This is a genomic window from Phenylobacterium sp. J426 (genome assembly GCF_024699945.1).
Classification (GTDB): Bacteria; Pseudomonadota; Alphaproteobacteria; order Caulobacterales; family Caulobacteraceae; genus Phenylobacterium.
The window spans coordinates 2,939,483-2,964,347 of the sequence record NZ_JAJOMY010000001.1 but is presented as its reverse complement, the minus strand read 5'-3'; the positions used below and the strand labels follow the sequence as shown (position 1 = coordinate 2,964,347).

Below are 24,865 nucleotides of genomic sequence, written 5' to 3'. Positions count from 1 at the left end.
AGGCCTGCGGGCGGCTTGGTCGGGGTGAAGCTGGCCACCCTGCTCACCGTCGCCAGTCGCCTGCTGCTGCAGACAAGGCTCACCCAGGAACTGGCGCTGGGCGGCCAGCTCGCCGAAATCGCCCTGGACCTGGTGACGGCCGACGGCGCGCGCCTGCCGGTGATGCTGAACGCCACGCAGGCGCCCGCCGATGTCGATGGCCCTGGGCTCGTCCGTCTCGCCGTCTGGCGCGCGGCCGGCCGCCGGGCCTACGAGGCCGAGGTCCCGAAGGCCCGTCGCGTCGCCCGGGAAGCCGCCCAGGCCAAGGCCGACTTCCTGGCCAACATCAGCCATGAGATCCGCACGCCGCTGAATGGTCTCCTGGGCGCCGCCAGCCTTCTCGCCGATGACGGCTTCGATGCCCGCCAGCAGGAGCTGCTGCAGATCATCCAGGCGCAGGGCCTCAGCCTCGAGCGGCTGATCTCCGACATGCTAGAGGTCTCCAGGGTCCAGGCCGGCGCGCTGCAGCTCGAGGCTCGCCCCTTCGATCTTCTGGCCGAGCTCGGCGGCGTCATCGACCTCGCCCGTCTGCGCGCCGGCGAGAAGGGACTCGACTTCGTCGTCGACATCGCGCCGGACCTCGGCGGCGAATATCTGGGCGATGCGGTTCGGCTCAAGCAGATCGTCGGACACCTCGCCTCAGACGCGCTGAAGTTCACCGAAGCCGGGCAGGTGCGGCTCGCCGTGTCGTCGGACGAGGGCCGGGTCCGGATCGAGGTCGCCGACACTGGGATCGGCTTCGACGCCGCCGAGTTCGCCACCCTCTCCGACCGCTTCGCCCAGGCCGACACCGGCCCGACCCGCAGGTTTGGCGGCGCGGGCCTCGGGCTCTTCATCTGCAAGTCGCTGGTCGAGCTCATGGGCGGGTCGATTTCCGCCGCCTCCGAGCGCGGGGCGGGCAGCGTCTTCGTCGTCGACCTGCCCCTGGAACGCCTGCCCCACGCGGCCGGCCTCCCTCCGCCCGGGATCGCGCCCGAGGCCTCCCCGCCCCCGGACCAACGCCTGCAGGTGCTCTATGTCGAGGACAACCCCACCAACCAGCGGGTCGTGCAGCTGATTCTGGAGGCCTTCGACGTCGACCTTGTGCTCGCCGACAACGGCCGGCTCGGCCTGGACAGCTGGCGCGCGCGCGCCTTCGACGTCGTGCTGATGGATATCCAGATGCCGGTCATGGACGGGCTCACCGCCATACGCGAAATCCGCCAGGCGGAACGGGAACGGCCCTGCGGCGCGCGAACGCCCATCATCGTGCTCAGCGCCAACGCCATGGAACACCACCGCCGCGAGGCCCTGGCCGCCGGGGCCGATCTTCACCTGGCCAAGCCGGTCCGTCCGGACGCGCTCGTCGAGGCGCTCCACCAGGTTCTCGCCACGGCCGCCATGGCCGCGGAATAGGGCAGACCCCCGCCCCACGAAGAGGCCGGCGCGGGCGAGGCCGATGTCCGGGAACAGAGTGGCGGTGACGGAGGGATTCGAACCCTCGATACGCTTTCACGTATGACGATTTAGCAAACCGTTGCCTTCAGCCACTCGGCCACGTCACCAGCACGCCGGCGGCAGACCGCCCGCGGAGGGCGGTTATTAGCGGACGAAGGTCGCTCTGCCTAGCGGTCTCGCCGGGCAAAATGACCTTCCGCCGCTCAGGCGCCGCTCAGCCCTGGGCCAGCCACTCGCGCGCCTGGCGCTGGGCCTCGGCGACCTCGTCCGAGGCCATCTCGTCCGCCAGTTCCTTGCGGTAGATCTTGGCCTCCACCGAGCCACGCATCGCCGCCAGGTTGAACAGCATGTGCGCCGAAACATAGTCCAGCGGCGCGCCGCCCTGCCCCGTCGAATACAGCAGCCCCAGTCGGAACAGCTCGTCGCCCGTGGCGTCGACCGTGGGGAGCGGCAAGCCTTCGCTCTTCATCTCCATGCTCGCCAGCATGATCTTCATCCCTGTCTCAGCCGGCGGCCTCGATTCTCGAGCCCTCTTCCGGCTTACAGGTACGAGGTAACCAAGGTTAAGCTGAACACATGGTTAAACGCGCCGTTGTCCAGCCTTCATCCAAGAACAGTGCGGCGAAATGGCCTAGAATTCGGCCGTTCAACTGGGGCGCGCAGCCCTAGCGCGCACGTTGTCCGAAGAGCACCTTGCGCGCCTCTTCCGCATCCTTGCCCGAGGCGTTCAGTCCCGGCCCGCGTCGCAGCTCCTCGCCCTTGGCCAGCGCCCGCTTCACCGGCTCTCGCGCCAGGATCTTCTCGTGCCAGGCCTTCGTCTTCGGAAAGTCGTCGAAGTGGATGCCCAGCGCCTTCCAGGCGCTGACCCACGGCGCCGTCGCCATGTCGGCGATGGAATACTCGCCGGCCAGATACTCGTGCCCCTCCAGCCGCGTCTCCATCACGCCGTACAGGCGGTGCACCTCGTTCGAATAGCGGACCGCGCCATAGGCGATGTGGCGCTGGTCCGACGTCATCATGGGCGCGTAGTTGCGGAAGTGGTTGGCCTGGCCGCTGTTGGGGCCGAGGTTGGCCATCTGCCACATCAGCCATTCCTCGACGGCCACGCGCCGCCGCTCGCCCTCGTCGCCGGAGCCGCCATAGAACTGGCCGGTCTTGCGGCCGAGGTACTGCAGGATCGCGCCCGACTCGAAGATCGAGATCGGCTGGCCGCCGGGGCCGTCGGGATCGACGATGGCCGGCATCCGGTTGTTGGGGCTGATCGCCAGGAACTCGGGCTTGAACTGGTCGCCGCGGCCGATGTTCACCGGCACGATCTCATAGGGCAGGCCCATCTCCTCGAGCGCGATGGTCACCTTGTGCCCGTTGGGCGTCGGCCAGTAATGCACCTCGATCGGCGAAGCCATGTCGTTCCCTCTTGCTCAAATGCCTGGCCCTGACGGCATAGATGGCGAGACGCGCGCCTGTGGCAAGCCGCCGCGGCGGAGCCTCCGGCCCCGCCCAAGCGTTGCGGTGGCGCGTTCAGCCTCAGTTCACGACGCCGGGCGCATGTCATCGTACGTTCGCTGCCGAAACCTCGGAGACCCGAAGGCGTGATGCAACGCCCGATCCTCATGTTCGCCGCCGTGCTGGCCGTCGCCGCCTCGCCCATCGCGGCCGACCTGGCGTTCGCCAAGGACGGCCGAGGCCAGGGCGGCAATCAGGGCCGCGGACGCGCCGAAGGGCCACGCGGCTACGAGCGCCGCGGCGGCGACGACGGCCCGCGCTACGAGCGTCGCGGTCCGCCGGAAGGCCGAGGCTATGAGCGCCGGGGCTATGAGCGCCGGGGCTACGACCGCCGCGACGACGATCGCCCGCCGCCCGGCGCCTATTCCGGCCCGCGACCCGGCGGCTGGCTGCCGCCCGAGTATCGCGGCCCGCCGGTCGCCGACTATCCGCGCTATCGCCTGCGGCCGCCGCCGGCCGGCTACACCTGGCGGCGGGCGGGCGACGCCTTCGTGCTGACCGACCGCGAAGGCCGCATCTTCGACGTCATCCCCGATTGACGACGACGCCGGGGCCTAGAGCCCCAGCTTCGCCTTCAGCAGCTGGTTGATCACGCCCGGGTTGGCCTTGCCCTGGGTGGCCTTCATCACCTGGCCCACGAACCAGCCGATCGCCTGGGGCTTGTCCTTCACGGCGGCGGCCTGGCCGGGGTTGGCGGCGATCAGGTCGTCGATGATCGTCTCCAGCGCCCCGGTGTCGGAGACCTGCTTCAGCCCCTGCTTCTCGACGATCTCCGAGGCCGCGCCTTCGCCCGCCCACATCCGCTCGAAGACGTCCTTGGCGATCTTCGACGAGATCACGCCCTCTTCGATCAGCTGCACCAGCTCGGCGATGGCCGCCGGGCCGATGGGCGAATCCGAAATCTCCTGGCCGGCGGCGGTCAGGCGGGCGGCCAGGTCGTTGGTCACCCAGTTGGCCACCAGCTTGGCGTCACGACCTTTGGCGGCGGCCTCGTAGAAGTCCGCCTTCGCCTGTTCGGCGATCAGCACGCCGGCGTCGTAGGCCGACAGGCCGTACTGCGACTGGAAGCGCGCCTTCTTGGCGTCGGGCAGCTCGGGCAGCCGGCCCTCGATCTCCTTCACCCACGCCGGGTCCAGCACCAGCGGCAGCAGGTCCGGATCGGGGAAGTAGCGGTAGTCGTGCGCCTCTTCCTTCGAGCGCAGCGACCGCGTCTCGCCCTTGTTGGGATCGAACAGCCGGGTCTCCTGGTCCACCTTGCCGCCATCCTCGATGATCTCGATCTGGCGGCGGGCCTCGTACTCGATCGCCTGCTGCATGAATCGGAACGAGTTGACGTTCTTGATCTCGCAGCGCGTGCCGAGGTGCTTGAAGCTGCCGGTCTCGCGGTACTTCTCGTAGTCGCCGGGACGGCAGACCGAGACGTTCACGTCGGCGCGCAGATTGCCCTTCTCCATGTCGCCGTCGCAGGCGCCGAGATAGATCAGGATGGTGCGGACCTTCTTTACATAGGCCGCCGCCTCGTCCGACGAGCGCATGTCGGGACGCGAGACGATCTCCATCAGCGCCGTCCCCGCACGGTTCAGGTCGACGTAGGTGAAGTTCGGGTCCTGGTCGTGCAGGCTCTTGCCGGCGTCCTGTTCCAGGTGCAGCCGCTCGATGCGCACGGCGAAGGTCGAGCCGTCGTCGCGCTCCACCAGCACCTCGCCCTCGCCGACGATCGGCTCGTCGAACTGGCTGATCTGATAGCCCTGCGGCAGATCCGGGTAGAAGTAGTTCTTCCGGGCGAAGCGGCTCTTCAGGTTGATCTGCGCCTTCAGGCCAAGGCCCGCCTTGATCGCCTGCTCCACGCAGTGGCGGTTGATGACCGGCAGCATGCCGGGCATGGCCGCGTCCACCAGGCTGACCTGCTCGTTCGGTCCCGCGCCGAAGCCCACGGCGGCGCCTGAGAACAGCTTGGCGTTCGAGGACACCTGGGCGTGGATCTCGAGGCCGAGGACGATTTCCCACGGCCCGGTGCGGCCCTGGATCTGCTTGGGGGTGGCGGTCTCGCTCATGGCCGTTTCCCTACTGCCGGTCGCGCGCGAGGTGAAGCACGATCACGTACCCTCTTGCGCAAACGTCATGAAATGGCCTCAAGCTGTGTGGCGCTTTACAGCGTCCAGACAAATCTCCCCGGGGGAAGGAAGACCCAAATGAAGATCATCGCGCTCGCCGCCGTCGCCGCGGCCCTCGTCGCGGGCCCCGCGCTCGCCCAGGAGCACAACCACGCCAACCACGGCGCGGCCGCACCGGCCGCCGGCAAGCTCTCGGTCGAAAGCACGACCATCGGCGAGATCGTCAAGAACGAGAAGGCCAAGGCCGTCCTCGAGGCCGCGATCCCGGCGATCACCGCCTATTACGACCAGATCGGCACGATGACGCTGGCCCAGGTCGCCCCGATGAGCCAGGGCGCCATCGACGACGCCAAGCTCAAGGAAATCCAGGCCGAGTTCGACAAGATCAGCTAAGGCCCGAGTCCCTCCCCTCCAGGGGAGGGTGGCAGGCGCGCAAGCGCCGCCGGGTGGGGAGGTCACGACCGGGCGCCGAGCCTGGTCCACGAACCCCACCCTGCTCGCCTCCGGCGAGCTCTCCCTCCCCCGAAGAGGAGGGATTGGTCACCTCACCACCACTTCGCAGGCTTGGCGCGGAAGTCCGCGGCCTTCTCGATGGCCGAGCCCAGCGAGAACAGCGTGCCCTCGTCCAGGTTGCGGCCGATCAGCTGCAGGCCCAGCGGCAGGCCGCCCGCGTCGACGCCGGCCGGAACGCTCATCCCCGGCAGGCCGGCCAGGTTCACCGTCACGGTGAAGATGTCGTTCAGGTACATGGCGACGGGATCGTCCGACTTCTCTCCGAGCGCGAAGGCCGCCGACGGCGCGGTCGGCGTCAACAGGGCGTCCACCTTCTGCCAGGCCTGGTCGAAGTCGTCGGCGATGCGCCGGCGGACCTTCAGGGCCTTGAGGTAGTAGGCGTCGTAGTAGCCGGCCGACAGCACATAGGTGCCGATCAGGATCCGCCGCTTCACCTCGTCGCCGAAGCCTTCGGCGCGGCTCTTCTCGTAGGTGTCGGTGAGGTTCTGGCCGTCGACGCGCAGGCCGTAGCGCATGCCGTCGTAGCGGGCGAGGTTCGAGGACGCCTCCGCCGGGGCGATGATGTAGTAGGCCGGCAGGGCATACTTGGTGTGCGGCAGGCTGACCTCGACGATCTCGCAGCCGGCCTCCTTCAGCCAGGCGATGCCCTGCTCCCACAGCTTCTCGATCTCGGCCGGCATGCCGTCGACGCGGTATTCCTTCGGGATGCCGACGCGCAGGCCCTTCACCGACTTGCCGCAGAAGCTGGCGAAGTCCGGCGTTTCGACCGGCAGGCTGGTGGAATCCTTCGGGTCGTGGCCGGCCATCGACGACAGCAGGATCGCCGTGTCCTCGACCGTGCGGGCCATCGGGCCGGCCTGGTCCAGCGACGAGGCGAACGCCACGATGCCCCAGCGCGAGCAGCGGCCGTAGGTCGGCTTGATGCCCACGGTGCCGGTGAAGGCCGCCGGCTGGCGGATCGAGCCGCCGGTGTCCGTGGCCGTGGCGCCCAGGCACAGCTCGGCGGCGACCGCCGAGGCCGAACCGCCCGAAGAGCCGCCCGGCGTCAGCTTGGCGTTGCCGCCTTCCGCCCGCCACGGGTTGGCCACCGGCCCCCAGGCCGAGGTCTCGTTCGACGAGCCCATGGCGAACTCGTCCATGTTGAGCTTGCCCAGCATGACCGCCCCGTCGCGCCAAAGGTTGGCGCTGACGGTGGACTCGTAGGTCGGCTTGAAGCCCCGCAGGATCTTCGAGGCGGCGGTCGATTCCACGCCCTCGGTGCAGAACAGGTCCTTGATGCCGAGCGGCGCGCCCTCCAGGCGGCCGGCCTCCCCCGCGGGCGCGGCGCTCGTCCGAGGCGCGCGCCATCTCCAGCGCCTTCTCGGGCGTCTCGACGACATAGGCGTTCAGGGCGCGGGCGGCCTCGACGGCCTCGACGTGCGCCTGGGTCAGTTCGACCGCCGAGAACGACTTGGACGCCAGGCCGTCCAGCGCGGCCTTCAGCGTCAGCGAGGTGAGCTCGGCCATTACTCGACCACCTTCGGCACGACGAAGAAGTTCTTGTTCGCCTTCGGCGCGTTGGCCAGCACCTTGGCCGGGTCGCCGCCGTCGGTGACGATGTCGTCGCGCATCGGCAGCGCCGTCTCGACCGACGTGGTCATGGGTTCGACGCCGTCGGTGTCGACCTCGTTCAGCTGCTCGATCCAGTTCAGGATGCCGGACAGCTCCTTGGCCAGCGGCTCCAGGCGGTCCTCCGGCTCGGCGATCCGCGCGAGCCTCGCGACCTTGCGCACGGTCGCGGCGTCGATGGCCATGCCATCCTCCTTTGAAGTCAGAGGCGTGGGTTAGCCGTGCGGCGCAGCATTTTGCAAGCTATGAGGAGCCGATGGCCGTCATCGACCTTCTGGAACTGCCCGCCGCGACGGCGAAGAACACGCCCCTCGTGGGCCTCGACCTCGGCGAGAAGACCATCGGCGTCGCCGTCTCCGACGCCACCCGCTTCGTCGCCTCGCCGCTCGAGCTGATCCGCAAATCCAAGTTCACCGACGACGCGAACGCGCTCTTCAAGCTGATGGAGAGCCGCCGGGCCTCGGGCCTCGTGATCGGCCTGCCGGTGAACATGGACGGCACGGAAGGGGCGCGCTGCCAGTCCAACCGCGCCTTCGCCCGCAACCTGCTGCGCCTGCGGCCCGACCTGCCCATCGCCTTCTGGGACGAGCGGATGTCGACCATGGCGGTCAACCGCATGCTGGTCGGCGAGGCGGACATGAGCCGCGCCCGCCGCGCCGACGTGGTCGACAAGATGGCCGCCGCCTGGATTTTGCAGGGCGCCTTGGACCGGCTCCGGAACGGCTAGAGCCCGGGGTTCGTCAGAGGCCGCCGGCGAACCAGTCCCGCTTGTTCAGGTCTAGGCCGCGCTGGCGCAGGATCGCGTAGGCCATGCCGAGGTGGAAATAGAAGTTCGGCATCGCGAAGTTCGGCACCCATTGGCCGATCGGGAACGTCGGCTCCATGACGCCGAGGCTGACCGTGGCGGTGGCGGTCTCGCGACCGGCGAACCGGTCCGCGTCTACGCTGGCGACATAGGCCTTCACCCGAGCGATGTCGGCGAGCAGCTCCTCCAGCGACTGTTCGGCGGCCTGGTCCGGGGGAACCTCGTCGCCGGCGGCGCGGGCCGTCCATTGCTCGGCGAAGCGGATGACCGTCTGGGCCTGCTGGCGCATGTTGAACATGTCGGGCGCCAGGCGCCAGTCGAGGAATTCCGCCTCGGACGCGCCCTTGGCCTTGGCGAACTCGGCCCCCTTCGTCAGCAGGTGGGCCAGGGTGTCCAGGCCGCGGACATAGACGCCGGAGAACGTGTGCAGATCGACTTTCAAGCCGGATTCCCTCCCAGGATTTGAGCCCAGGTATGCCCCCCGCGACGCGGCTTCGCAAAGGCCTGCTTGGCTTGCGCCGCGCGCCGCTCTAAGACCCCGCTTTGATGAGCGGCGCCCCCACCGGATTGAACGAGGTCCTGCAGCGGACCTTCGCCTTCCCCAAGCGCCATTTCCTGTCCGCGACCGACTTGAACGAGATCGAGGTGGCGAACCTCCTCGACCTCGCCGACGGTTTCGTCAGCCTGAATCGCCAGACCTCGAAGAAGCTCGACCTGCTCAAGGGTCGAACGCTCATGAACCTGTTCTTCGAGAACTCGACGCGGACGCAGAGCTCGTTCGAGCTGGCCGGCAAGCGGCTGGGCGCCGACGTCGTCAACATGAGCCCGCGCTCGTCGTCGATCTCCAAGGGCGAGACGCTGATCGACACGGCCGTCACCCTGAACGCCATGCAGCCCGACCTGCTGGTGATCCGGCACGCCTCGTCGGGCGCGGCGTCCCTGCTCTCGCAGAAGGTCGGCTGCTCGGTGATCAACGCCGGCGACGGCCAGCACGAACACCCGACCCAGGCGCTGCTCGACGCGCTGTCGATGCGGCGCGCCTTCGGCCGTATCGCCGGCCTGAAGGTCGCCATCTGCGGCGACGTCCTGCACTCCCGCGTGGCGCGCTCGAACATCGCCCTGCTGCAGATGCTGGGGGCGCATGTGCGGCTCGTGGGTCCGCCCACCCTGATCCCGGCCGCCGCCCACCGCTGGAACGTCGAGGTCTTCCACGACATGCGCAAGGGCGTCGCCGGCTGCGACGTCGTCATGATGCTGCGCCTGCAGCTCGAGCGCATGGATGGGGTGATGGCCCCCCTCGCAGCGCGAGTATTTCCGCTTCTACGGCCTCGACCGCGAGAAGCTGGCCCTGGCCGCGCCGGGCGTGCGCGTGATGCACCCCGGCCCAATGAACCGTGGCGTCGAGATCGACTCCGACGTGGCCGATGACCTGTCGGTGAGCCTCATCCAGGATCAGGTGGAGATGGGCGTAGCTGCGCGCATGGCCGTCCTGGCCTCGCTGGCCGCGCGCTTGGACAACGATCGATGAGCGCCGGCCGTCCCCTCGCCTTCACGAACGTCCGGATCGTCGACCCGGCCTCCGGCTTCGACGGCCCCGGCGCCGTCGTCGTCACCGAGGGCGTGATCGCCGACGTGGTCCAGGGCGGCGACCTTGGCGGCCTGTCGAAGGACGTCGAGGTGGTGGACGGCGCCGGCAAGCTGCTGATCCCGGGCCTGATCGATATTCGCGTGAAGACGGGCGAGCCCGGCTTCGAGCCCCGCGAGACGCTGAAGTCGGCCGGCCGGGCCGCGGCGGCGGGCGGCGTGACCACCATCGTCGTCCAGCCCGATACCTCGCCGGTGATGGACGAGCCGTCGGTGGTGGATTTCGTCCTGCGCCGGGCCCGCGACATCGAGCTGGTCAACGTCTATCCGGCCGGCGCCGCCACCAAGGGGGCCCAGGGCGAGCGGATGGCCGAGATCGGCCTCATGCACGAGGCCGGCTGCCTCTATGTGACCGACGCCGACCGGCCGATCGTCAACTCCAAGGTCTTCCAGCGGGTGCTGAGCTACGCCAAGGCGTTCGACACGCCGGTCGCCCACCGGCCGTCCGATCCGTGGCTGTCGGCCGGCGCCGCGGCCACGTCGGGCGAGTTCGCCGCCCGCATGGGCCTGCCCAACGTGCCGGCGATCGCCGAGAAGATCATGCTTGAGCGGGATCTCGCCCTGGCCGAAGTCACCGGCGCCAAGCTGATCGTCGATCAGCTGACCACCGCCGCCGCCCTGGAGACCTTCGAGCGGGCGGTGAAGCGCGGCGTAAACGCCACCGCCACCACCTCGATCAACCACCTGTCGTTCAACGAACTCGACATCGGCGACTACCGCACCTTCTGCAAGGTGGATCCGCCGCTGCGCAGCGAGGACGATCGCCAGGCGGTCATCGACGCCGTCGCCTCGGGCCTGATCAAGGTGATCGTTTCGGCGCACACGCCGGCCCCGGCCGAGGAAAAGCGCCTGCCCTACGACGAGGCCGCGCCGGGCGCGGTCGGTCTGGAGACGCTGCTCGCCGCCCTGCTCGCCTTCCACCACGAGGGCCGCATCCCGCTGATCGACCTGATCCGCACGGTGACCAGCGCCCCGGCCGAGCTGCTGGGCCTGCCGGCCGGCCGCATCGCCAAGGGCGCGCCGGCCGACCTCGTCCTGTGCGATCCGAACGCCCCGGTCGTCATCGACGCCGACAAGCTGATGTCGAAGTCCAAGAACTCGCCCTTCGACGGGCGGATGCTGCAGGGCAAGGTCCTGCGCACCGTCGTGGACGGCCGGACCGTTCACCGGGCCTGACGTTCTCTTTTTTGTTTTCATTGCGACGCTTGCTGTCCTAGACTTCGCGCGCCCGGCCGCTAGGACTCGCGTCCTGCACTGGGGGAGCGCCGATGTTCGAGTCTCTGAATCCTGTCCTGATCGCGGGCGCCGTCATCGGCGGCTACCTGCTGGGCTCGATCCCGTTCGGGGTCATCGCCACCCGACTGGGCCGCGCGGGCGACGTGCGCGCGATCGGATCGGGCAACATCGGCGCGACCAATGTGCTCCGCACCGGCCGCAAGGACCTGGCGGCGATCACGCTTCTCGGCGACGGCGGCAAGGGCGCGGTGGCGGTCTTGCTGGCCTGGCTCGCGACGCGGACCGCCCCCGTCGAGACTCAGGCGACGCTCACCGCGCTCGCCGGCGCCTCGGCCTTCCTCGGCCACCTGTTCCCGGTGTGGCTGGGCTTCAAGGGCGGCAAGGGCGTGGCGACCTTTTTCGGCACCCTGCTCGCCGCCGCCTGGCCGGTCGGTGTCCTGGCAGGCGCCGCCTGGCTGGTGACCGCCTTTGTCTTCCGCATTTCGTCGTTGGCGGCCCTGGTGGCCGCCGCCCTGGCGCCCGCCTTCGTCTTCCTGGTCGGGCGGCCCGAGCCGGTCGCGCTCATGGCGCTCTTCATGGCCATCCTCATCTACGTCCGCCACGCGCCGAACATCCGCCGCCTGCTGAAGGGCGAGGAGCCGCGGATCGGCGGATCGAAGACCGCGCCGGAGAAGGACCAGGCTTGATTCGGGAGCTCTCCGACGCCCAACGGCGCGACTGGCTGCGACTGGCCCGCACCGAGAACGTCGGGCCCGTCACCTTCGACCAGTTGATCGGCCGCTTCGGAGAGCCCGCCCTGGCGCTCGCCGCCCTGCCCGACCTCGCTCGCCGCGGCGGGCGGATGAAGCCGCTCTCGATCCCCAGCGAAACCCAGGCCCAGGCCGAGCTCGAAGCCGGGGCCGCGCTCGGCGCGCGCCTGATCGCCAGTTGCGAGCGCGACTTCCCCCTGCCTCTGGCCGCACTGGACCCGCCGCCGCCGCTGATCTGGGCCCGCGGCCGAACCGAGTTGCTGGACCGACCCGCCGTCGCCATCGTCGGCGCCCGCGTGGCCTCCGCCGCCGGCCAGCGCTTCGCCCGCGGCCTCGCCGCCGACCTCGGCCGCACCGGACACGTCGTCGTCTCCGGCATGGCCCGCGGCATCGACGGCGCGGCCCACGAAGGCGCACTGCCGACGGGGACGGTCGCCGTCCTGGGCGGCGGCGTCGACGACGTCTATCCGCCCGAACACCGCCCGCTCTACGAGCGCCTCGTCGCCGACGGCTGCGTCGTCTCCGAAAGCGAGCCGGGCCGCACCGCGGTCGCCCGCGACTTTCCCCGCCGCAACCGGTTAATTGCGGGACTCTCCCGCGCCGTCGTCGTGGTGGAAGCCGAACCGCGCTCGGGCTCTCTGATCACCGCCCGACTGGCCGCCGAGCAGGGCCGCGAAGTGCTGGCCGTTCCCGGCTCTCCGCTCGATCCCCGCGCCAAGGGGACCAACGACCTGATCCGCCAGGGCGCAGCGCTCTGCGAGGGCGTCGACGACGTGCTGCGCGCGCTGGAGGGTCTGCGCGACCTGCGGGAACCCGAGCGGCACGGCTTCCGCCCAGCGCCGCCGCCCGAGCCTGATCCTGCGCTCATCCGCAACGTCGCCGATCTGCTGTCGCCCACGCCGGTCAGCCGCGACGAGCTCGTCCGTTCGACCGGTGCGCCCGCCCCCGCCGTCTTCGCCGCGCTGGTGGAGCTGTCGCTGGCCGGACGGGCCGAACTGCTGCCCGGCGGGATGGTGTCCAGCGGATGAGCCCCTTAAGGGGCTCGCGGAAACCGCGTCGTCCTGGCCGTTGACAGGGGGTAGAGGCCGCCCCCACCTTCCGCGCCTCTCAGGGGACCAGAACCACCTTTATGAACGTCGTCATCGTCGAGAGCCCGGCCAAGGCCAAGACCATCAACAAGTACCTGGGTTCCGACTTCAAGGTGCTGGCCAGCTACGGCCACGTCCGCGACCTCCCCGCGAAGGACGGTTCGGTGCGCCCGGACGAGGACTTCGCCATGTCCTGGGATGTCGACGCCAAGGCGGCGAAGCGGCTGTCCGAGATCGCCGAGGCGGCCAAGGGGGCCGAGCGCGTGATCCTGGCCACCGACCCGGATCGCGAGGGCGAGGCCATCTCGTGGCACGTGCTGGAAGTGCTGCAGAAGAAGCGCGCGCTGAAGGACGCCAAGGTCCAGCGGGTGGTGTTCAACGCCATCACCAAGTCGGCCGTGACCGAGGCGATGGCCAATCCCCGCGAACTCGACATGGAGCTGGTCGAGGCCTACCTCGCCCGGCGCGCACTCGACTACCTCGTGGGCTTCACGCTGTCGCCTGTGCTGTGGCGCAAGCTGCCGGGCGCGAAGTCCGCTGGCCGCGTGCAATCGGTGGCTCTGCGCCTGATCGTTGACCGCGAGCTCGAGATCGAGCGCTTCAAGACACAGGAGTACTGGACCGTCGAGGCCGAGGTCGCCGCTGGCAGCGACCCCTTCACCGCGCGCCTCGTGAAGCACGAGGGCAAGCGGCTCTCGAAGTTCGACCTCAATAACGAAACCTCGGCCTTCGCCGCGCGTGACGCCGTGAAGGCCGCGACCTTCAAGATCTCGGCCGTCGAGCGCAAGCCCGGCCGCCGGTCGCCGCCGCCCCCCCTTCACGACCTCGACGTTGCAGCAGGAAGCCGCCCGCAAGCTCGGCTTCTCGGCTCAGCGCACCATGCAGGCCGCCCAGAAGCTCTACGAAGGCGTCGACGTCGGCGGCGAGACGGTCGGCCTCATCACCTACATGCGGACCGACGGCGTGCAGACCGCGCCCGAGGCGCTAGACGAGGCGCGCGCCGTTATCGGCGGGCTCTACGGCAAGGACTATGTGCCGGAGAAGCCGCGGATCTATTCGACGAAGGCTAAGAACGCCCAGGAGGCCCACGAGGCGATCCGCCCGACCAGCCTTGGCCGCAACCCCGGCAAGATGCGTCTCGAGGGCGACCTCGGCCGGCTCTACGAGCTGATCTGGAAGCGGATGATCGCCTCGCAGATGGAGTCAGCGCGCGTCGAGAAGACGACCATCGACCTCGACAGCGTCGACGGGCAGACCGGCCTGCGCGCCACCGGCCAGGTGGTGACCTTCCCCGGCTACCTCGCCGTCTACGAGGAAGGCCGCGATGATCCTGAGGACGAGGAAGGCGGCCGTCTGCCGCAGGTCGCCGAAGGCGCCCAAGCGACCGTTCGCCAAGCCAAGGCCGATCAGCACTTCACCGAGCCGCCGCCGCGCTATTCCGAAGCCAGCCTCGTCAAGAAGATGGAAGAGCTCGGCATCGGCCGGCCCTCGACCTACGCCTCGATTCTCGAGCGACTGCGCGATCGCAGCTACGTCCGCATGGAGAAGCAGCGCTTCATCCCCGAGGATCAGGGCCGGATCGTCACGATCTTCCTGGAGGAGTTCTTCAAGAAGTACGTCGAGTACGACTTCACCGCCGACCTGGAGAACCAGCTGGACCAGGTATCGGCTGGCGACCTCGACTGGAAGGTGCTGCTCAAGAACTTCTGGGCCGACTTCAACGCCAAGGTCGGCGAGCTCGGCCAGATCGGCACGCGCGAGGTGATTGACGCGCTCGACGAAAGCCTGTCGTCCACCTTGTTCCCGCCGATGCCCGACGGCTCGGACCCGCGCACCTGCCCACGATGCGGCAGCGGCCGGCTGAGCCTGAAGCCCAGCCGCACCGGCGCCTTCGTCGGTTGCTCGAACTATCCGGAATGCCGCTTCACGCGCCCGTTCGGTCCGCCCGACGCGGAAGGCGCCGACGGCAACGGCGACCGCGACCTGGGCACGGACCCCGTCACCGGAGAGACGGTGTGGCTGAAGGCCGGCCGTTTCGGGCCCTACGTCCAGCTTGGGGAAGGCGAGAAGCCCAAGCGATCCAGCCTGCCGAAGGGCTGGAGCGCCGGCGATATGGACCTGGAGAAGGCGCTGCGCCTCCTGCGCCTGCCCCGCGAGGTGGGGCTGCACCCGGAAGACGGCCAGCCGATCCTCGCCGGGATCGGCCGCTATGGCCCGTTCGTGCAGCACAACGGCACCTACGCCAACCTGCCGAACGTCGACGAGGTGTTCGACGTCGGCCTCAACCGCGCCGTCGACCTCATCGCCACGAAGCGCGCCGGCGGGAAACGCGGCGGCGGGGCGGAACAGGCGCCGCTCAAGGACCTGGGGCCCCACCCGACGGACGGCCAGCCAGTGCGCGTGCTGGCCGGGCGCTACGGCCCCTATGTGAAGCACGGCGCCACCAACGCCACCGTGCCGAAGGCGGCCGATCCTGCGGCGCTGACCCTGGAGGAGGCTGTGAAGCTGCTCGCCGAACGTGAGGCCAAGGGCGGCGGCAAGAAGAAGCCTGCCCGAAAGGCCGCGTCCGCGAAGAAGCCGGCCGCGAAGAAGGGCAAGGCCAAGGCCGACGCCTGATCGGGAGCCGGACCCGGGCCGTGACGTTGTGCTAAGCACCGCACCATGGCCCGACCGCACAAGCCCAAGCCCCTCCGCATCCCCCAGGGCCTTCCCGACCGGGAGACGCTCCTCAACTACATCCGCGAGCACGGCGAGGTGGACAAGGCCGCGATCGCCCGCGCGTTCGGCCTGAAGGGCGGCGACCGCCGGGCGCTCCGGATGATGATGACCGAGCTCGAGGGTGAAGGCAGCCTGTCGCGCCGCAGCCGCCGCGGCTTCGCCGAGACGGGCGCCCTGCCCGAGGTCGGCGTGGTCAACGTCGCCGAGCGCGATCCTGACGGCGACCTGCTGGTGAGGCTGGCCAAGGGCGAGGACGCGCCGCTGGTGCCGCTCGCTCCGGGCGGTGACGTCACGGGCCCCGCTCCGGGCCTCGGCGACAAGCTGCTCGTCCGCTTCGTGCGGCTGGAGAACGGCGAGTTCGAGGCCCGCCTGATCAAGCGCCTGGGCCAGAGCGCCCACCGGGTGCTGGGCGTCGTCCGCAAGCAGCGCCGCGAGGTGCGGGTCGAGCCGGTGGACCGCCGCTCGAAGGACACCCTGGTGCTGTCCGATCCAGGCGACCTGCGCGACGGCGACCTCGTGGTGGCGCAGCTGGAGGGCTCCGTCGGGCGCTACGGGCCCAAGCGCGGCAAGGTCCTGGAGGTGGTCGGCCGCGAGGACGAGCCGCGCGCCGCTTCGCTGATCGCCATCCACGCCCACGGCATCCCGACGGGCTTCAGCCAGGCCGCCGAGGCGGAAGCCGAGGAGGCCCAGCCGCCGACCCTTGCCGGCCGCGAGGACCTGCGCGAGGTCCCGCTGATCACCATCGACCCGGCCGACGCCCGCGACCACGACGATGCCGTCTATGCCGAGCCCGACACCGACGAGAAGAACCCCGGCGGCTGGATCGTCTGGGTCGCCATCGCCGACGTCGCGGCCTACGTGACGCCGGGCTCCGCCCTCGACCGTGAGGCGCGTGACAAGGGCAACAGTGTCTACTTCCCCGACCGCGTGGAGCCGATGCTGCCCGAACGGCTGTCGAACGGCCTGTGCTCACTGCGCGAGGGCGAGAACCGCGCGACCATGGCCGTGCGGATGGTGTTCGGCGCCGACGGCAAGAAGCGCTCGCACCGGTTCGTCCGCGGCCTAATGCGCTCGGCCGCCAAGCTGTCCTACGAACAGGCCCAGGCCGCCATCGACGGCAAGCCCGACGACAAGGCCGGCCCCCTGCTGGAGCCGGTGCTGAAGCCGCTTTGGGCCGCCTACGCGGTGCTGAAGAAGGGCCGCGACGCGCGCTCGCCGCTCGCCATCGAGAGCCTGGAGCGCAAGATCGTCATCGACGCGCAGGGCCAGGTGGTCTCGATCACGCCCCGCAGCAGCCTCGAGGCCCACCGGCTGATCGAGGAATTCATGATCCAGGCGAACGTGTCCGCGGCCGAGACCCTGGAGCAGAAGAAGATCCCGCTGATCTACCGGGTCCACGACGCGCCCAGCCAGGAGAAGATCTTCGCCCTCGTGGACTTCCTGGGGACGCTGGGGATGCCCTGGACCAAGGGCGAGGCGCCGCGCACCGAGCGCTTCAACCGCCTGCTGGACGAAACGCGCGACACGCCGCACGCCGAGATCGTCAACGAGGTGGTCCTGCGCACCCAGATGCAGGCCCACTACAACACCGAGAACATCGGCCACTACGGGCTGAACCTGGCGAAATACGCCCACTTCACCTCACCGATCCGCCGCTACGCCGACCTCATCGTCCACCGGGCGCTGATCACGGCCCTGGGCCTCGGCAAGGACGGCCTGTCGGAAGGCGACATCGCCAAGATGAAGGGCACGGCCGAGCTGATCACCGGCGCCGAGCGGCGCGCCATGGCTGCCGAACGCGACGCCACCGACCGTTATGTCGCGGCGTTCCTGTCTGACCGCGTCGGCGCGGAGTTCGGCGGCCGCATCACCGGCGTCACCCGCTTCGGCCTCTTCGTGCGGCTGACCGAGACGGGCGCGGACGGTCTCGTGCCGGTCTCCAGCCTCGGCGGCGAATACTTCGTCCACGACGACCGGGCCCACGCCCTCGTCGGCGAGCGGACCGGCGCCCGCTGGCCGCTGGGCATGCGCGTGCAGGTGCGGCTGCGGGAGGCGACCCCCATCACTGGCGGGCTCCTCTTCGACATGCTGAGCGAGCCAGCCCCGCCCGACCGGTCGGCCCCCCGGCCGCGACTGGGCGCTCGGGCGCGGGGCGATCGCAGACCCGGGACGGAGTTCCGGGGTCCGCCTCGCAGCAGCGCCGGAGGCAAGCCTGGGGGGAAGGTCCGGGGCGGCGGCGCCGGCCAGACGCCGAAGTCCAAGGGCAAGAAGAAGACGCGGCGATAGGCTCGCGAGTGACGCTGGGTCACGCTTCCCAGACCCTCCTTCCGTCTCCACAGTCCATCCGATGTCCGACGACGCCCCCGTCCTGCCGCTGAAGCCTGAAGGCCCGCCCCGCACCGCCGGCCAGCGCGCCGTCCGGCCGAAGAGCGCCGCGACGGTGATGATCATCCGCCGCGACGGCCCCAAGCCGCGGGTGCTGATGGGGCGACGCCACGGCGGTCACAGCTTCATGCCCGATCGCTGGGTTTTCCCCGGCGGCCGGATCGACCGGGCCGATTACCGCGCACCGTTCGCCACCGACCTGAAGCCGGACACCGCCGCCCTCTTCGACGCCTACCTGAAGCCCGGAAAGGGCCGCGCCCTGGCGCTCGCCGCCGTTCGCGAGACCTGGGAGGAAGCCGGCCTGCTGCTGGCGCGCGAAGCGCCCGTGCGGCCGTCGGCTGGCCCCTGGAGGCCTTTCGTCGAGCAAGGCGCCCTCGCCGACCTAGAGGCGCTGGAGGTCATCGCCCGCGCCGTGACCCCGCCCAGCGTCGGCAAGCGGTTCGACACCTGGTTCCTCATCGCCGACGCCGAACGGCTGATGAGCCTGGAGCGCCAGCCGGATTGCGGCGAGCTCGAACACATCGCCTGGGTCGAGTTCGGCGAGGCGCTGGAGCTGCAGCTGCCGACCGTCACCCGGCTGATGATCAAGGAAGCCGAGCTGCGGATGGCCGATCCCGCCCGACCAAAACCTTTCTTGCGTTACAAGGATCGCAGCGCCGGACGGCCTGCCTATCTGTAGGGTCGACCCCACAGCCAAGGTTCAGCGTATGCTCCGTGGCCTGCTCGCCGCCCTAGCCGTCCTCGATGTGGGAGGCGAAGGCCGAGAACCGGACCGAGTTCGTCTACCTACTGCGCTGGCGCGACGAGGCGGAGATGAAGGCGGCCTGGACTGCGTTCATGGCCGACCCTCAATGGGCCGAGATCAAGGGCATGACGGCGGCCGAACATGGGAAGCTGGTGGGCGAGATCGAGGACCGAGTCCTCATCGCCACGGATTACGGCCGTACATCAGACTAGTTTACAATTGTAGTTCGCTCCGCCATGCTCCCGGCCAACTGGGAGGAACGACATGCAGACCACCGATCCGGCCGCCCCCGAAGCCGCCGCCGCCTGCTGCGGAGCCAAGATCACCAACACCTTCGCCGATGCCGCCATCGAGATTCAGCTTCTGACGCTGGTCCTCTTCGCCGTAGCGCTCGCCGCCGTCGTGTTGTGGATTCGCGGCGCACGGACCTTGTCGCGCGGCGGGCAGGCGCCCCGCAGCCTCGGCTTCCTCGCGGCCTGGCGCGCCGGTGGGCCCCTCCTCGCGCTGTCAGGCATCGCCTATCTGGCGATGAATTTCATGGTCGCCATCTACGCCTACCCCGGCCCGCAGGACTTCAAGGTCTATGCGCCGGGCTTCGCGGAGATGGCCATGGTGCTCTGGGCTGGACTGCTGGCAGGCGCCTTCGCCACCCTAGCGCACGGCGGATTGAAGGCACGGCTCGCCGCGCATTGACTTCCGCGCGCGGATTCGTATTTTCCCCGCCTCTTCGAACACCCGCCGGCGGTGCGACCCCGTTTGGCCCCGCGTTTTAAGGACCTGACATGGCGAAGCCCGCCTCTATCAAGATCCGCCTGAATTCCACGGCGGACACCGGCTTCTTCTACGTGACCAAGAAGAACGCCCGCACCAAGACCGACAAGATGGTGCTGAAGAAGTACGACCCGATCGCGCGCAAGCACGTCGAGTTCAAGGAAGGCAAGATCAAGTAGGGCTGACGAAGCCTTTGATTGTGGTGAAAGACGCCCGGCCTCACCGCCGGGCGTTCTCGTTTCCGCCGCCTATGCCGCCCGGGCGATGACCCGGTTGCGGCCGCGGGATTTGGCCTCATAGACCGCCTCGTCGGCCCGCTTCAGCAGTGCCTGAGCGCTGTCCTCCGGCCCGAAGCTGGCGGCGACTCCAATGGATATGGTGACGCTCAGAAGCTCGTCGCCGCCCATCACCCGGAACGGAGAGCCGGCGACGTGCAGACGGATGCGCTCGGCGATGCGGCGGGCATCATCCAGGCTGGTGTCCGGCATCACGACGACGAACTCCTCGCCGCCGTGGCGGACCGGCAGATCGACGGCGCGGACGTTGGAGGCTAGGCGCACGGCGAACTCACGCAGCACCTCGTCGCCCACATCGTGGCCGAAGCTGTCGTTGATGCGCTTGAAGTGGTCGATGTCGATGACGAGCGTCGCCACCGGCTCGCCGCCGACTCCCGCCCGAAGCATCAGCGCCTCGAGCTGGCCCTGCATGTAACGGCGGTTGTGCAGCCCGGTGAGCTGGTCGGTGACCGCAAGCTCCAGCGAGTGATCGAGGTTGGTGCGCAGGTAGTCAGTGTATCGCTTGCGGCGAATCTGCGTCCTGGCGCGGGCGGCGAGTTCGCCGGGATCGATCGGGCGGGCCAGGATGTCGTTCACGCCGATCTCCAGCGCCTTGACGATCCGCTGCCGTTCGTCGGGATCGACCACCGCGAGGATCGGCAGGCCACGGGTCGTCTCGTCGGAGCGGACATGGGCGGCGAAGCGAAGCCCGTCGAAGGCCTTGGCGCAGGCGTTGACCAGCACCAGGTCGACCGGCCCTTTAGCCGTCAGCATGGCCTTCTCGGGATCGCTCTCGATTACCGGCCGGTGCTCGATGGCGAGCTCGGAGCAGACGCGCTGCGCCTGTCGGGCGTTGTCGTCGACGATCAGGATGCGGCCGCCCGAGCCGCCCAGGCGTGACGCGGCGCCGGCGATCACCCCCATGCGTCGGCCCGAGGCTTCGCGCTCACGCAGCTCGTCGATGACGGCCTTCAGCCGCGTTAGCGAGCGGACGCGGGCGAACAGCATCACGTCGTCGATCGGCTTCGTCAGGAAGTCGTCCGCGCCGGCCTCCAACCCCGCCACCCGGTCGGCGCGGCCGTCCAGCGCAGTGACCAGCACGACCGGCACGTGCCGGGTTTCGGGATCGTCCTTGAGCCGGCGGCACACCTGGAAGCCGTCCATGCCGGGCATCATCACATCCAGCAGCACGATGTCCGGCCGTTCGGCGGCGGCCATGGCCAGCGCCGTGGGCCCGTCGGAGGCCGTCAGCACCTCGTAGTACTCGGCCGTCAGCTTGGCCTCGAGCAGGCGGACGTTCGCCTCGATGTCGTCCACCACCAGGATGCGGGCGGACATCGGCGTCAGGCCAGCAGGCGGCGGATGGTGTCGAGGAAGTGCGAGACCGAGATCGGCTTCGAGATGTAGGCCTCGCAGCCGCCCTCGCGGATCCTCTCCTCGTCACCCTTCATGGCGAAAGCCGTCACGGCCACCACCGGGATCTTCGCCAGCTCGTCGTCTTCCTTGAGCCACTTGGTGACTTCGAGGCCGGAGATCTCCGGGAGCTGGATGTCCATCAGGATGAGGTCAGGCCGGTGCTCGCGGGCGAGCGACAGCGCCGCGAGACCCTCGCGGGTCTCGATCGTTTCGTAGCCCTGGGCTTCGAGCAGATCATGAAAGAGCTTCATGTTCAGCTCGTTATCCTCGACGATGAGGACCTTCTTGGCCATTCGGGACCCGGCGCCTTCTTCGAGGTCGGGCCGCGCAGGCGTCCTTCCCCAACTGTCCGGGTTTGATCCCACGGATATCCTTAAACTTCGTTAGCCGCGTCTGGACCAACACTTGCCTGAACCTTCCGCCGTCACCGCCCCCATGCTTGAATCGCTTGGACTTTCCCGGGACCGCCCGCTGGTGCTGGTGGACGTGGACGAGGTGCTGGGCCTGTTCATGCAGGGCTTCGGCGACTTCCTGGCCGGCCGCGGCCTCGAGATGCGAATCGAGCGCTTCGCCCTGTTCCAGAACATCTATCGCCCCGGTGAGGACCAGCATCTGGCGCTCACCGAAGGCAAGGCGCTGTTCGACGACTTCTTCGCCACCCATTGCCATCGGATCGAACCCGCGCCGGGATCAATCGCGGCGCTGAACAGGTTGGCGAAGCGCGCGGAAATCCTGATCCTGTCCAACGCGCCGGCCGAGGCGGAGCGGCTGCGGGCCCAGTGGCTGAGGAGCCATGGGCTGGAACACCCGCTGATCCTCAACACAGGTCCAAAGGGGCCTATCGCGTCCGCCCTCACCCGCCAGACCGTCCATCCGGCGGCCTTCGTGGACGACCTGCTGCCGAACCTCGATTCGGTGGCCGATCACTCGCCCGACACGGCGACCTTCCAGCACGTGGCCGACGAGCGCCTGCGGCCGTTTGCGCCGACATCGGTGCGGCATCCACGTATCGACGACTGGGCCGAGCTTGCCGAGGCCATCGAGGCTTCGCTACGCCGCTGATCCCATGACCGACACCACCCGAATCTGGCTCGCCGTCTCCTACGCCGAGCCCTTCCGCACCGGCGGCTGGGCCCATGTCCGCAGCGTCGGCGGGGCGGCCACCGGCCAGGCCGGCGGCGACCGGCGGATCGGCCGACAGCGCCTGACGCTGGTGGCCCTGATGGCGGCGCTGAAGGACGCCCCAGGCGACGTGGTCCTCACCACCGCCGATGCGCTGCTCGCGGCCGTCCCGGAGCGGCTTTCCTCGACCGGCGACGAGGCGCCGACGGAGGATCTGGACCTCTGGGCGCAGGTGGCGGCCGCCTTCAAGGCGCGGACCATCCGCATCGTCCGTCAGGCGCCGTCGCCCGGCGGCCCCGTCGCCTTCACGAACGCCTGGGCCGAGCAGGCGCGCGAGCGGGCGAAGAACGGCCCCTTCGCCTTCGCCATCCCCAAGCCGAACCTCGCCAAGGCGGGCGTCTGAGGAACAAATCAGGTAGAAGGGGCGGATGATCCGCTTCGGCGTGGACTTCGGCGGCACCAAGATCGAGGCGGCGGCCCTCGATGCGGAAGGCCGCTTCTTGGCCCGGGTCCGCGCCCCGACGCCGCGCGACTACGACATGGGCCTGGAGGCGGTGCGGGCCCTGCTGGCCGAGGCCGAACGGCAGGCCGGCGTCTCGGCCACGCGGGTCGGCGTCGGCGGCCCCGGCTCGACATCGCCGAGGGACGGTCTCGTCCGAAACGCCAACTCCACCCAGCTCAACGGCCGACCGTTCGCCGAGGACCTGGCGCGGGTCCTCGAGCGGCCCGTCCGCTATGCGAACGACGCCAACTGCCTGGCCCTGTCCGAGGCGGCCGACGGCGCGGGCGCGGATGCCGAGGTGGTGTTCGCCGCCATCCTGGGCACCGGCTGCGGCGGCGGGGTGGCGATCGGCGGGCGGCCGCTGCTGGGCCGCAACGCCGTCGCCGGCGAGTGGGGCCATACCCCCCCTGCCCTGGCCGAGACCCGACGAGCTGCCGGCGCCCGAATGCTGGTGCGGCCGGCGCGGCTGCCTCGAGCTCTGGATCAGCGGCTCCGGGCTGGCGCGCGCCGCCGGGATGCCCGCCGAGCAGGCTGCGGCCGACGACGACGCCCTGGCGGCCTATGCCGACCGGCTGGGCCGCGGCCTCGCGATCGTCGTCGACCTGCTGGACCCGGATGTGATCGTCCTCGGCGGCGGGATGTCGAATGTCGAGGCGCTGTACGGCCGGCTGCCCGGGGCCATCGCGCCGCACGTCTTCTCCGACGTCTTCCAGACGCCGATCCGCCGGGCCGCCCACGGCGACAGCTCGGGCGTGCGCGGCGCCGCCTGGCTGTGGCCGACATGAAGGCCCTCTGCCGCGATTGCTTCTGGACCGGCGAAGACGAGGTTCGCCGCTGCCCGTTCTGCGGCTCGCCGCGCGTGATCTTCCATGAAGAGCTGGGCGAGCTTTCGATCGCCCACATGGATTGCGACGCCTTTTACGCCAGCGTCGAGAAGCGCGATCGCCCAGAGCTGCGCGACCAGGCGGTGATCGTCGGAGGCGGCAAGCGCGGCGTGGTCACCACCTGCTGCTACATCGCCCGCATCAAGGGCGTGCGCTCGGCCATGCCGATGTTCAAGGCGCTGAAGGCCTGTCCCGAGGCCGTGGTGATCAAGCCCGACTTCAGCAAGTACAGGTTCGAGAGCCAGCGCATCCTGGGGCTGGCCGGCGAGCTGACGCCGCTGATCCAGAACCTCAGCCTCGACGAGGCGTGGATGGACCTGTCCGGCACGGAGCGCCTGCACGGCGCGCCGCCGGCCGTGACGCTGGCGAAGCTGCAGGCCCGGATCGAGGCCGAGACGGGGCTGACGGTCTCGATCGGCCTCGCGCCGAACAAGTTCCTGGCCAAGGTGGCCTCGGACCTCGACAAGCCCCGCGGCTTCTCGGTGATCGGCGCGCGGACGGCGCAGACGTTCCTTGCGCCGAAGCCGGTCGGGATTCTGCCCGGCGTCGGCCCGGCTATGGTCGCCTCGCTCGAGAAGGCCGGCTTCCGGACCGTGGGCGACCTCGCCCGCGCTGACATCAAGCTGCTCGCCGAGCGATGGGGCTCCCACGGCCTTCGGCTCTCACGCCTGGCCCACGGCCGGGACGCGCGCGCCGTGAACCCCAACGAGGAGCGCAAGGGGATCAGCGCCGAGACCACCTTCAACGAGGACCTCTCGAACCTCGGCGAGCTCGAGGACATGCTGGCGCCGCTCTGCGAAAAGGTGGGCCGTAAGGCGCGAGCCGACGGCGTCGCCGGCCGCGTCGTGACCCTGAAGCTCCGGGCGACCGACTTCAGGATCGTGACCCGCCGGCGCACGATCCCCGTCGCCACCCAAACGGCCAAGACCCTGTTCGGCGTTGGCCGGGAGTTGCTGGCGAAAGAGGCGACCGGCAAGCCGTGGCGGCTGATCGGCATCGGCCTGTCCGACTTCGTCGACGCTGATGCCGCCACCTCGGACTTCTTCGCCGAGGAGGAGCGCAAGGCTCTAGCCGGTGAGAAGACGCTGGATGTCATCCGGGCGAAGTTCGGTCAGGGCACCGTCACCTCGGGCAGGATGCTCAAGTCCAAGGCGGTCAACGAAGAGTGATCCCGCGGCGGCGCGATCGCCGTGGAGCGGCTGCTCAGGTCCCTTTTCCCTGGGACCGAGACAATTCGACCCTTCCAAATGGCCGCATCTTCCATATCTAATCGAAACGGGCGCGCGTCTTTGCGCTCGGGGAGATACG

The 24,865-nt window shown here is 69.6% G+C and carries 22 protein-coding genes, 1 tRNA gene and 4 pseudogenes; 18 read left to right on the top strand and 9 right to left on the bottom strand.

Annotated features, from left to right (window positions below):
• Positions 1-24 precede the first annotated feature (24 nt).
• Positions 25-1,434, top strand: coding sequence for a response regulator (locus LRS10_RS15630; RefSeq protein ID WP_257839183.1), 1,410 nt, complete (start codon positions 25-27; stop codon positions 1,432-1,434).
• Positions 1,435-1,493: 59 nt separating this feature from the next.
• On the opposite strand, the gene LRS10_RS15625 is transcribed toward LRS10_RS15630, so the two are convergent.
• The 3 genes from LRS10_RS15625 to LRS10_RS15615 all read right to left on the bottom strand — a co-directional run bounded on the left by LRS10_RS15625 (position 1,494) and on the right by LRS10_RS15615 (position 2,882).
• A tRNA-Ser gene (locus LRS10_RS15625) sits at positions 1,494-1,583 on the bottom strand.
• A gap of 107 nt (positions 1,584-1,690) precedes the next feature.
• Positions 1,691-1,963: a sel1 repeat family protein gene (locus LRS10_RS15620; RefSeq protein WP_257839182.1), complete on the bottom strand. Its 273-nt coding sequence runs from the start codon at positions 1,961-1,963 to the stop codon at positions 1,691-1,693.
• A gap of 178 nt (positions 1,964-2,141) precedes the next feature.
• On the bottom strand, positions 2,142-2,882 hold the full coding sequence (locus tag LRS10_RS15615; RefSeq protein WP_257838080.1) for a glutathione S-transferase N-terminal domain-containing protein: 741 nt from the start codon (positions 2,880-2,882) through the stop codon (positions 2,142-2,144).
• A 189-nt stretch (positions 2,883-3,071) separates the two neighbouring features.
• Here LRS10_RS15615 and LRS10_RS15610 point away from each other — a divergent pair, with 189 nt between their 5' ends.
• A complete protein-coding gene (locus LRS10_RS15610; protein WP_257838079.1) occupies positions 3,072-3,521 on the top strand; it encodes an RcnB family protein in 450 nt (149 codons plus the stop codon).
• Positions 3,522-3,536: 15 nt separating this feature from the next.
• Here the strand turns inward: LRS10_RS15610 and gatB are convergent, their stop codons facing one another.
• Positions 3,537-5,036 carry an Asp-tRNA(Asn)/Glu-tRNA(Gln) amidotransferase subunit GatB gene (gene gatB / locus LRS10_RS15605; protein WP_257838078.1) on the bottom strand — a complete coding sequence of 500 codons (1,500 nt, stop codon included), beginning with the start codon at positions 5,034-5,036 and terminating at the stop codon, positions 3,537-3,539.
• 138 nt (positions 5,037-5,174) lie between these two features.
• Here gatB and LRS10_RS15600 point away from each other — a divergent pair, with 138 nt between their 5' ends.
• A complete protein-coding gene (locus LRS10_RS15600; protein ID WP_257838077.1) occupies positions 5,175-5,489 on the top strand; it encodes a hypothetical protein in 315 nt (104 codons plus the stop codon).
• Positions 5,490-5,641: 152 nt separating this feature from the next.
• Here LRS10_RS15600 and gatA read toward each other — a convergent pair.
• Positions 5,642-7,115 (bottom strand): annotated as a pseudogene (gene gatA, locus LRS10_RS15595) (Asp-tRNA(Asn)/Glu-tRNA(Gln) amidotransferase subunit GatA).
• Positions 7,115-7,402: an Asp-tRNA(Asn)/Glu-tRNA(Gln) amidotransferase subunit GatC gene (gatC, locus tag LRS10_RS15590; RefSeq protein WP_257838076.1), complete on the bottom strand. Its 288-nt coding sequence runs from the start codon at positions 7,400-7,402 to the stop codon at positions 7,115-7,117. Before gatC ends, gatA begins: the two are co-directional and overlap by 1 nt.
• Before the next feature lie 71 nt (positions 7,403-7,473).
• On the opposite strand from gatC, the gene ruvX reads away from it, so the two are divergent.
• Positions 7,474-7,944, top strand: coding sequence for a Holliday junction resolvase RuvX (gene ruvX, locus LRS10_RS15585; RefSeq protein WP_257838075.1), 471 nt, complete (start codon positions 7,474-7,476; stop codon positions 7,942-7,944).
• Between the two features lie 13 nt (positions 7,945-7,957).
• Here the strand turns inward: ruvX and LRS10_RS15580 are convergent, their stop codons facing one another.
• Entirely contained in the window at positions 7,958-8,464 is a 507-nt protein-coding gene (locus LRS10_RS15580; protein WP_257838074.1) for a DUF1993 domain-containing protein, read from the bottom strand.
• A gap of 104 nt (positions 8,465-8,568) precedes the next feature.
• Between LRS10_RS15580 and LRS10_RS15575 the strand changes: the two are divergent.
• The 10 genes and pseudogenes from LRS10_RS15575 (at position 8,569) to rpmG (ending at position 19,537) form a co-directional block, all read left to right on the top strand.
• A pseudogene (locus LRS10_RS15575) lies at positions 8,569-9,550 on the top strand (aspartate carbamoyltransferase catalytic subunit).
• On the top strand, positions 9,547-10,842 hold the full coding sequence (pyrC, locus tag LRS10_RS15570; protein WP_257838073.1) for a dihydroorotase: 1,296 nt from the start codon (positions 9,547-9,549) through the stop codon (positions 10,840-10,842). Before LRS10_RS15575 ends, pyrC begins: the two are co-directional and overlap by 4 nt.
• A gap of 92 nt (positions 10,843-10,934) precedes the next feature.
• Entirely contained in the window at positions 10,935-11,588 is a 654-nt protein-coding gene (gene plsY, locus LRS10_RS15565; protein WP_257838072.1) for a glycerol-3-phosphate 1-O-acyltransferase PlsY, read from the top strand.
• The gene (gene dprA, locus LRS10_RS15560) at positions 11,585-12,679 is read left to right on the top strand and encodes a DNA-processing protein DprA (RefSeq protein WP_257838071.1); all 1,095 of its coding nucleotides are present in this window, start codon (positions 11,585-11,587) and stop codon (positions 12,677-12,679) included. Before plsY ends, dprA begins: the two co-directional genes overlap by 4 nt.
• A 101-nt stretch (positions 12,680-12,780) precedes the next feature.
• Positions 12,781-15,355, top strand: a pseudogene (gene topA, locus LRS10_RS15555) (type I DNA topoisomerase).
• Between the two features lie 45 nt (positions 15,356-15,400).
• The gene (gene rnr, locus LRS10_RS15550) at positions 15,401-17,743 is read left to right on the top strand and encodes a ribonuclease R (protein WP_257838070.1); all 2,343 of its coding nucleotides are present in this window, start codon (positions 15,401-15,403) and stop codon (positions 17,741-17,743) included.
• 61 nt (positions 17,744-17,804) lie between these two features.
• Entirely contained in the window at positions 17,805-18,521 is a 717-nt protein-coding gene (locus LRS10_RS15545; protein ID WP_257838069.1) for an NUDIX domain-containing protein, read from the top strand.
• 65 nt (positions 18,522-18,586) lie between these two features.
• A complete protein-coding gene (locus LRS10_RS15540) occupies positions 18,587-18,799 on the top strand; it encodes an NIPSNAP family protein (RefSeq protein ID WP_257838068.1) in 213 nt (70 codons plus the stop codon).
• A gap of 52 nt (positions 18,800-18,851) precedes the next feature.
• Positions 18,852-19,280 (top strand): hypothetical protein, encoded by a 429-nt coding sequence (locus LRS10_RS15535; protein WP_257838067.1) that lies wholly within the window; start codon positions 18,852-18,854, stop codon positions 19,278-19,280.
• Between the two features lie 89 nt (positions 19,281-19,369).
• On the top strand, positions 19,370-19,537 hold the full coding sequence (gene rpmG, locus LRS10_RS15530; RefSeq protein WP_257838066.1) for a 50S ribosomal protein L33: 168 nt from the start codon (positions 19,370-19,372) through the stop codon (positions 19,535-19,537).
• Positions 19,538-19,606: 69 nt separating this feature from the next.
• On the opposite strand, the gene LRS10_RS15525 is transcribed toward rpmG, so the two are convergent.
• Both LRS10_RS15525 and LRS10_RS15520 read right to left on the bottom strand, forming a co-directional pair.
• Entirely contained in the window at positions 19,607-20,971 is a 1,365-nt protein-coding gene (locus LRS10_RS15525; RefSeq protein WP_257838065.1) for a PleD family two-component system response regulator, read from the bottom strand.
• A 5-nt stretch (positions 20,972-20,976) separates the two neighbouring features.
• Positions 20,977-21,342, bottom strand: coding sequence for a response regulator (locus LRS10_RS15520; protein ID WP_257838064.1), 366 nt, complete (start codon positions 21,340-21,342; stop codon positions 20,977-20,979).
• 112 nt (positions 21,343-21,454) lie between these two features.
• Here LRS10_RS15520 and LRS10_RS15515 point away from each other — a divergent pair, with 112 nt between their 5' ends.
• From LRS10_RS15515 to LRS10_RS15500, 4 genes and pseudogenes are all read left to right on the top strand, one after another.
• The gene (locus LRS10_RS15515) at positions 21,455-22,111 is read left to right on the top strand and encodes a hypothetical protein (protein ID WP_308237966.1); all 657 of its coding nucleotides are present in this window, start codon (positions 21,455-21,457) and stop codon (positions 22,109-22,111) included.
• 4 nt (positions 22,112-22,115) lie between these two features.
• Positions 22,116-22,574, top strand: coding sequence for a hypothetical protein (locus LRS10_RS15510; protein ID WP_257838063.1), 459 nt, complete (start codon positions 22,116-22,118; stop codon positions 22,572-22,574).
• 25 nt (positions 22,575-22,599) lie between these two features.
• Positions 22,600-23,458: pseudogene (locus tag LRS10_RS15505) on the top strand (ROK family protein).
• Positions 23,455-24,726, top strand: a complete 1,272-nt coding sequence (locus LRS10_RS15500; protein WP_257838062.1) for a DNA polymerase IV — start codon at positions 23,455-23,457, stop codon at positions 24,724-24,726. Before LRS10_RS15505 ends, LRS10_RS15500 begins: the two are co-directional and overlap by 4 nt.
• The last annotated feature ends 139 nt before the right edge of the window (positions 24,727-24,865 follow it).

Bases quoted from the DNA above. Each gene is read 5' to 3' on its own strand.
- LRS10_RS15610 (WP_257838079.1), top strand. From the start codon at position 3,072: ATGCAACGCCCGATCCTCATGTTCGCCGCCGTGCTGGCCGTCGCCGCC.
- plsY (WP_257838072.1), top strand. From the start codon at position 10,935: ATGTTCGAGTCTCTGAATCCTGTCCTGATCGCGGGCGCCGTCATCGGC.
- LRS10_RS15615 (WP_257838080.1), bottom strand. From the start codon at position 2,882: ATGGCTTCGCCGATCGAGGTGCATTACTGGCCGACGCCCAACGGGCAC.
- LRS10_RS15500 (WP_257838062.1), top strand. From the start codon at position 23,455: ATGAAGGCCCTCTGCCGCGATTGCTTCTGGACCGGCGAAGACGAGGTT.
- LRS10_RS15535 (WP_257838067.1), top strand. From the start codon at position 18,852: ATGCAGACCACCGATCCGGCCGCCCCCGAAGCCGCCGCCGCCTGCTGC.
- gatB (WP_257838078.1), bottom strand. From the start codon at position 5,036: ATGAGCGAGACCGCCACCCCCAAGCAGATCCAGGGCCGCACCGGGCCG.
- rnr (WP_257838070.1), top strand. From the start codon at position 15,401: ATGGCCCGACCGCACAAGCCCAAGCCCCTCCGCATCCCCCAGGGCCTT.
- LRS10_RS15545 (WP_257838069.1), top strand. From the start codon at position 17,805: ATGTCCGACGACGCCCCCGTCCTGCCGCTGAAGCCTGAAGGCCCGCCC.
- LRS10_RS15525 (WP_257838065.1), bottom strand. From the start codon at position 20,971: ATGTCCGCCCGCATCCTGGTGGTGGACGACATCGAGGCGAACGTCCGC.
- rpmG (WP_257838066.1), top strand. From the start codon at position 19,370: ATGGCGAAGCCCGCCTCTATCAAGATCCGCCTGAATTCCACGGCGGAC.
- LRS10_RS15600 (WP_257838077.1), top strand. From the start codon at position 5,175: ATGAAGATCATCGCGCTCGCCGCCGTCGCCGCGGCCCTCGTCGCGGGC.
- pyrC (WP_257838073.1), top strand. From the start codon at position 9,547: ATGAGCGCCGGCCGTCCCCTCGCCTTCACGAACGTCCGGATCGTCGAC.
- LRS10_RS15510 (WP_257838063.1), top strand. From the start codon at position 22,116: ATGACCGACACCACCCGAATCTGGCTCGCCGTCTCCTACGCCGAGCCC.
- LRS10_RS15540 (WP_257838068.1), top strand. From the start codon at position 18,587: ATGTGGGAGGCGAAGGCCGAGAACCGGACCGAGTTCGTCTACCTACTG.
- gatC (WP_257838076.1), bottom strand. From the start codon at position 7,402: ATGGCCATCGACGCCGCGACCGTGCGCAAGGTCGCGAGGCTCGCGCGG.
- ruvX (WP_257838075.1), top strand. From the start codon at position 7,474: ATGGCCGTCATCGACCTTCTGGAACTGCCCGCCGCGACGGCGAAGAAC.
- LRS10_RS15520 (WP_257838064.1), bottom strand. From the start codon at position 21,342: ATGGCCAAGAAGGTCCTCATCGTCGAGGATAACGAGCTGAACATGAAG.
- LRS10_RS15620 (WP_257839182.1), bottom strand. From the start codon at position 1,963: ATGCTGGCGAGCATGGAGATGAAGAGCGAAGGCTTGCCGCTCCCCACG.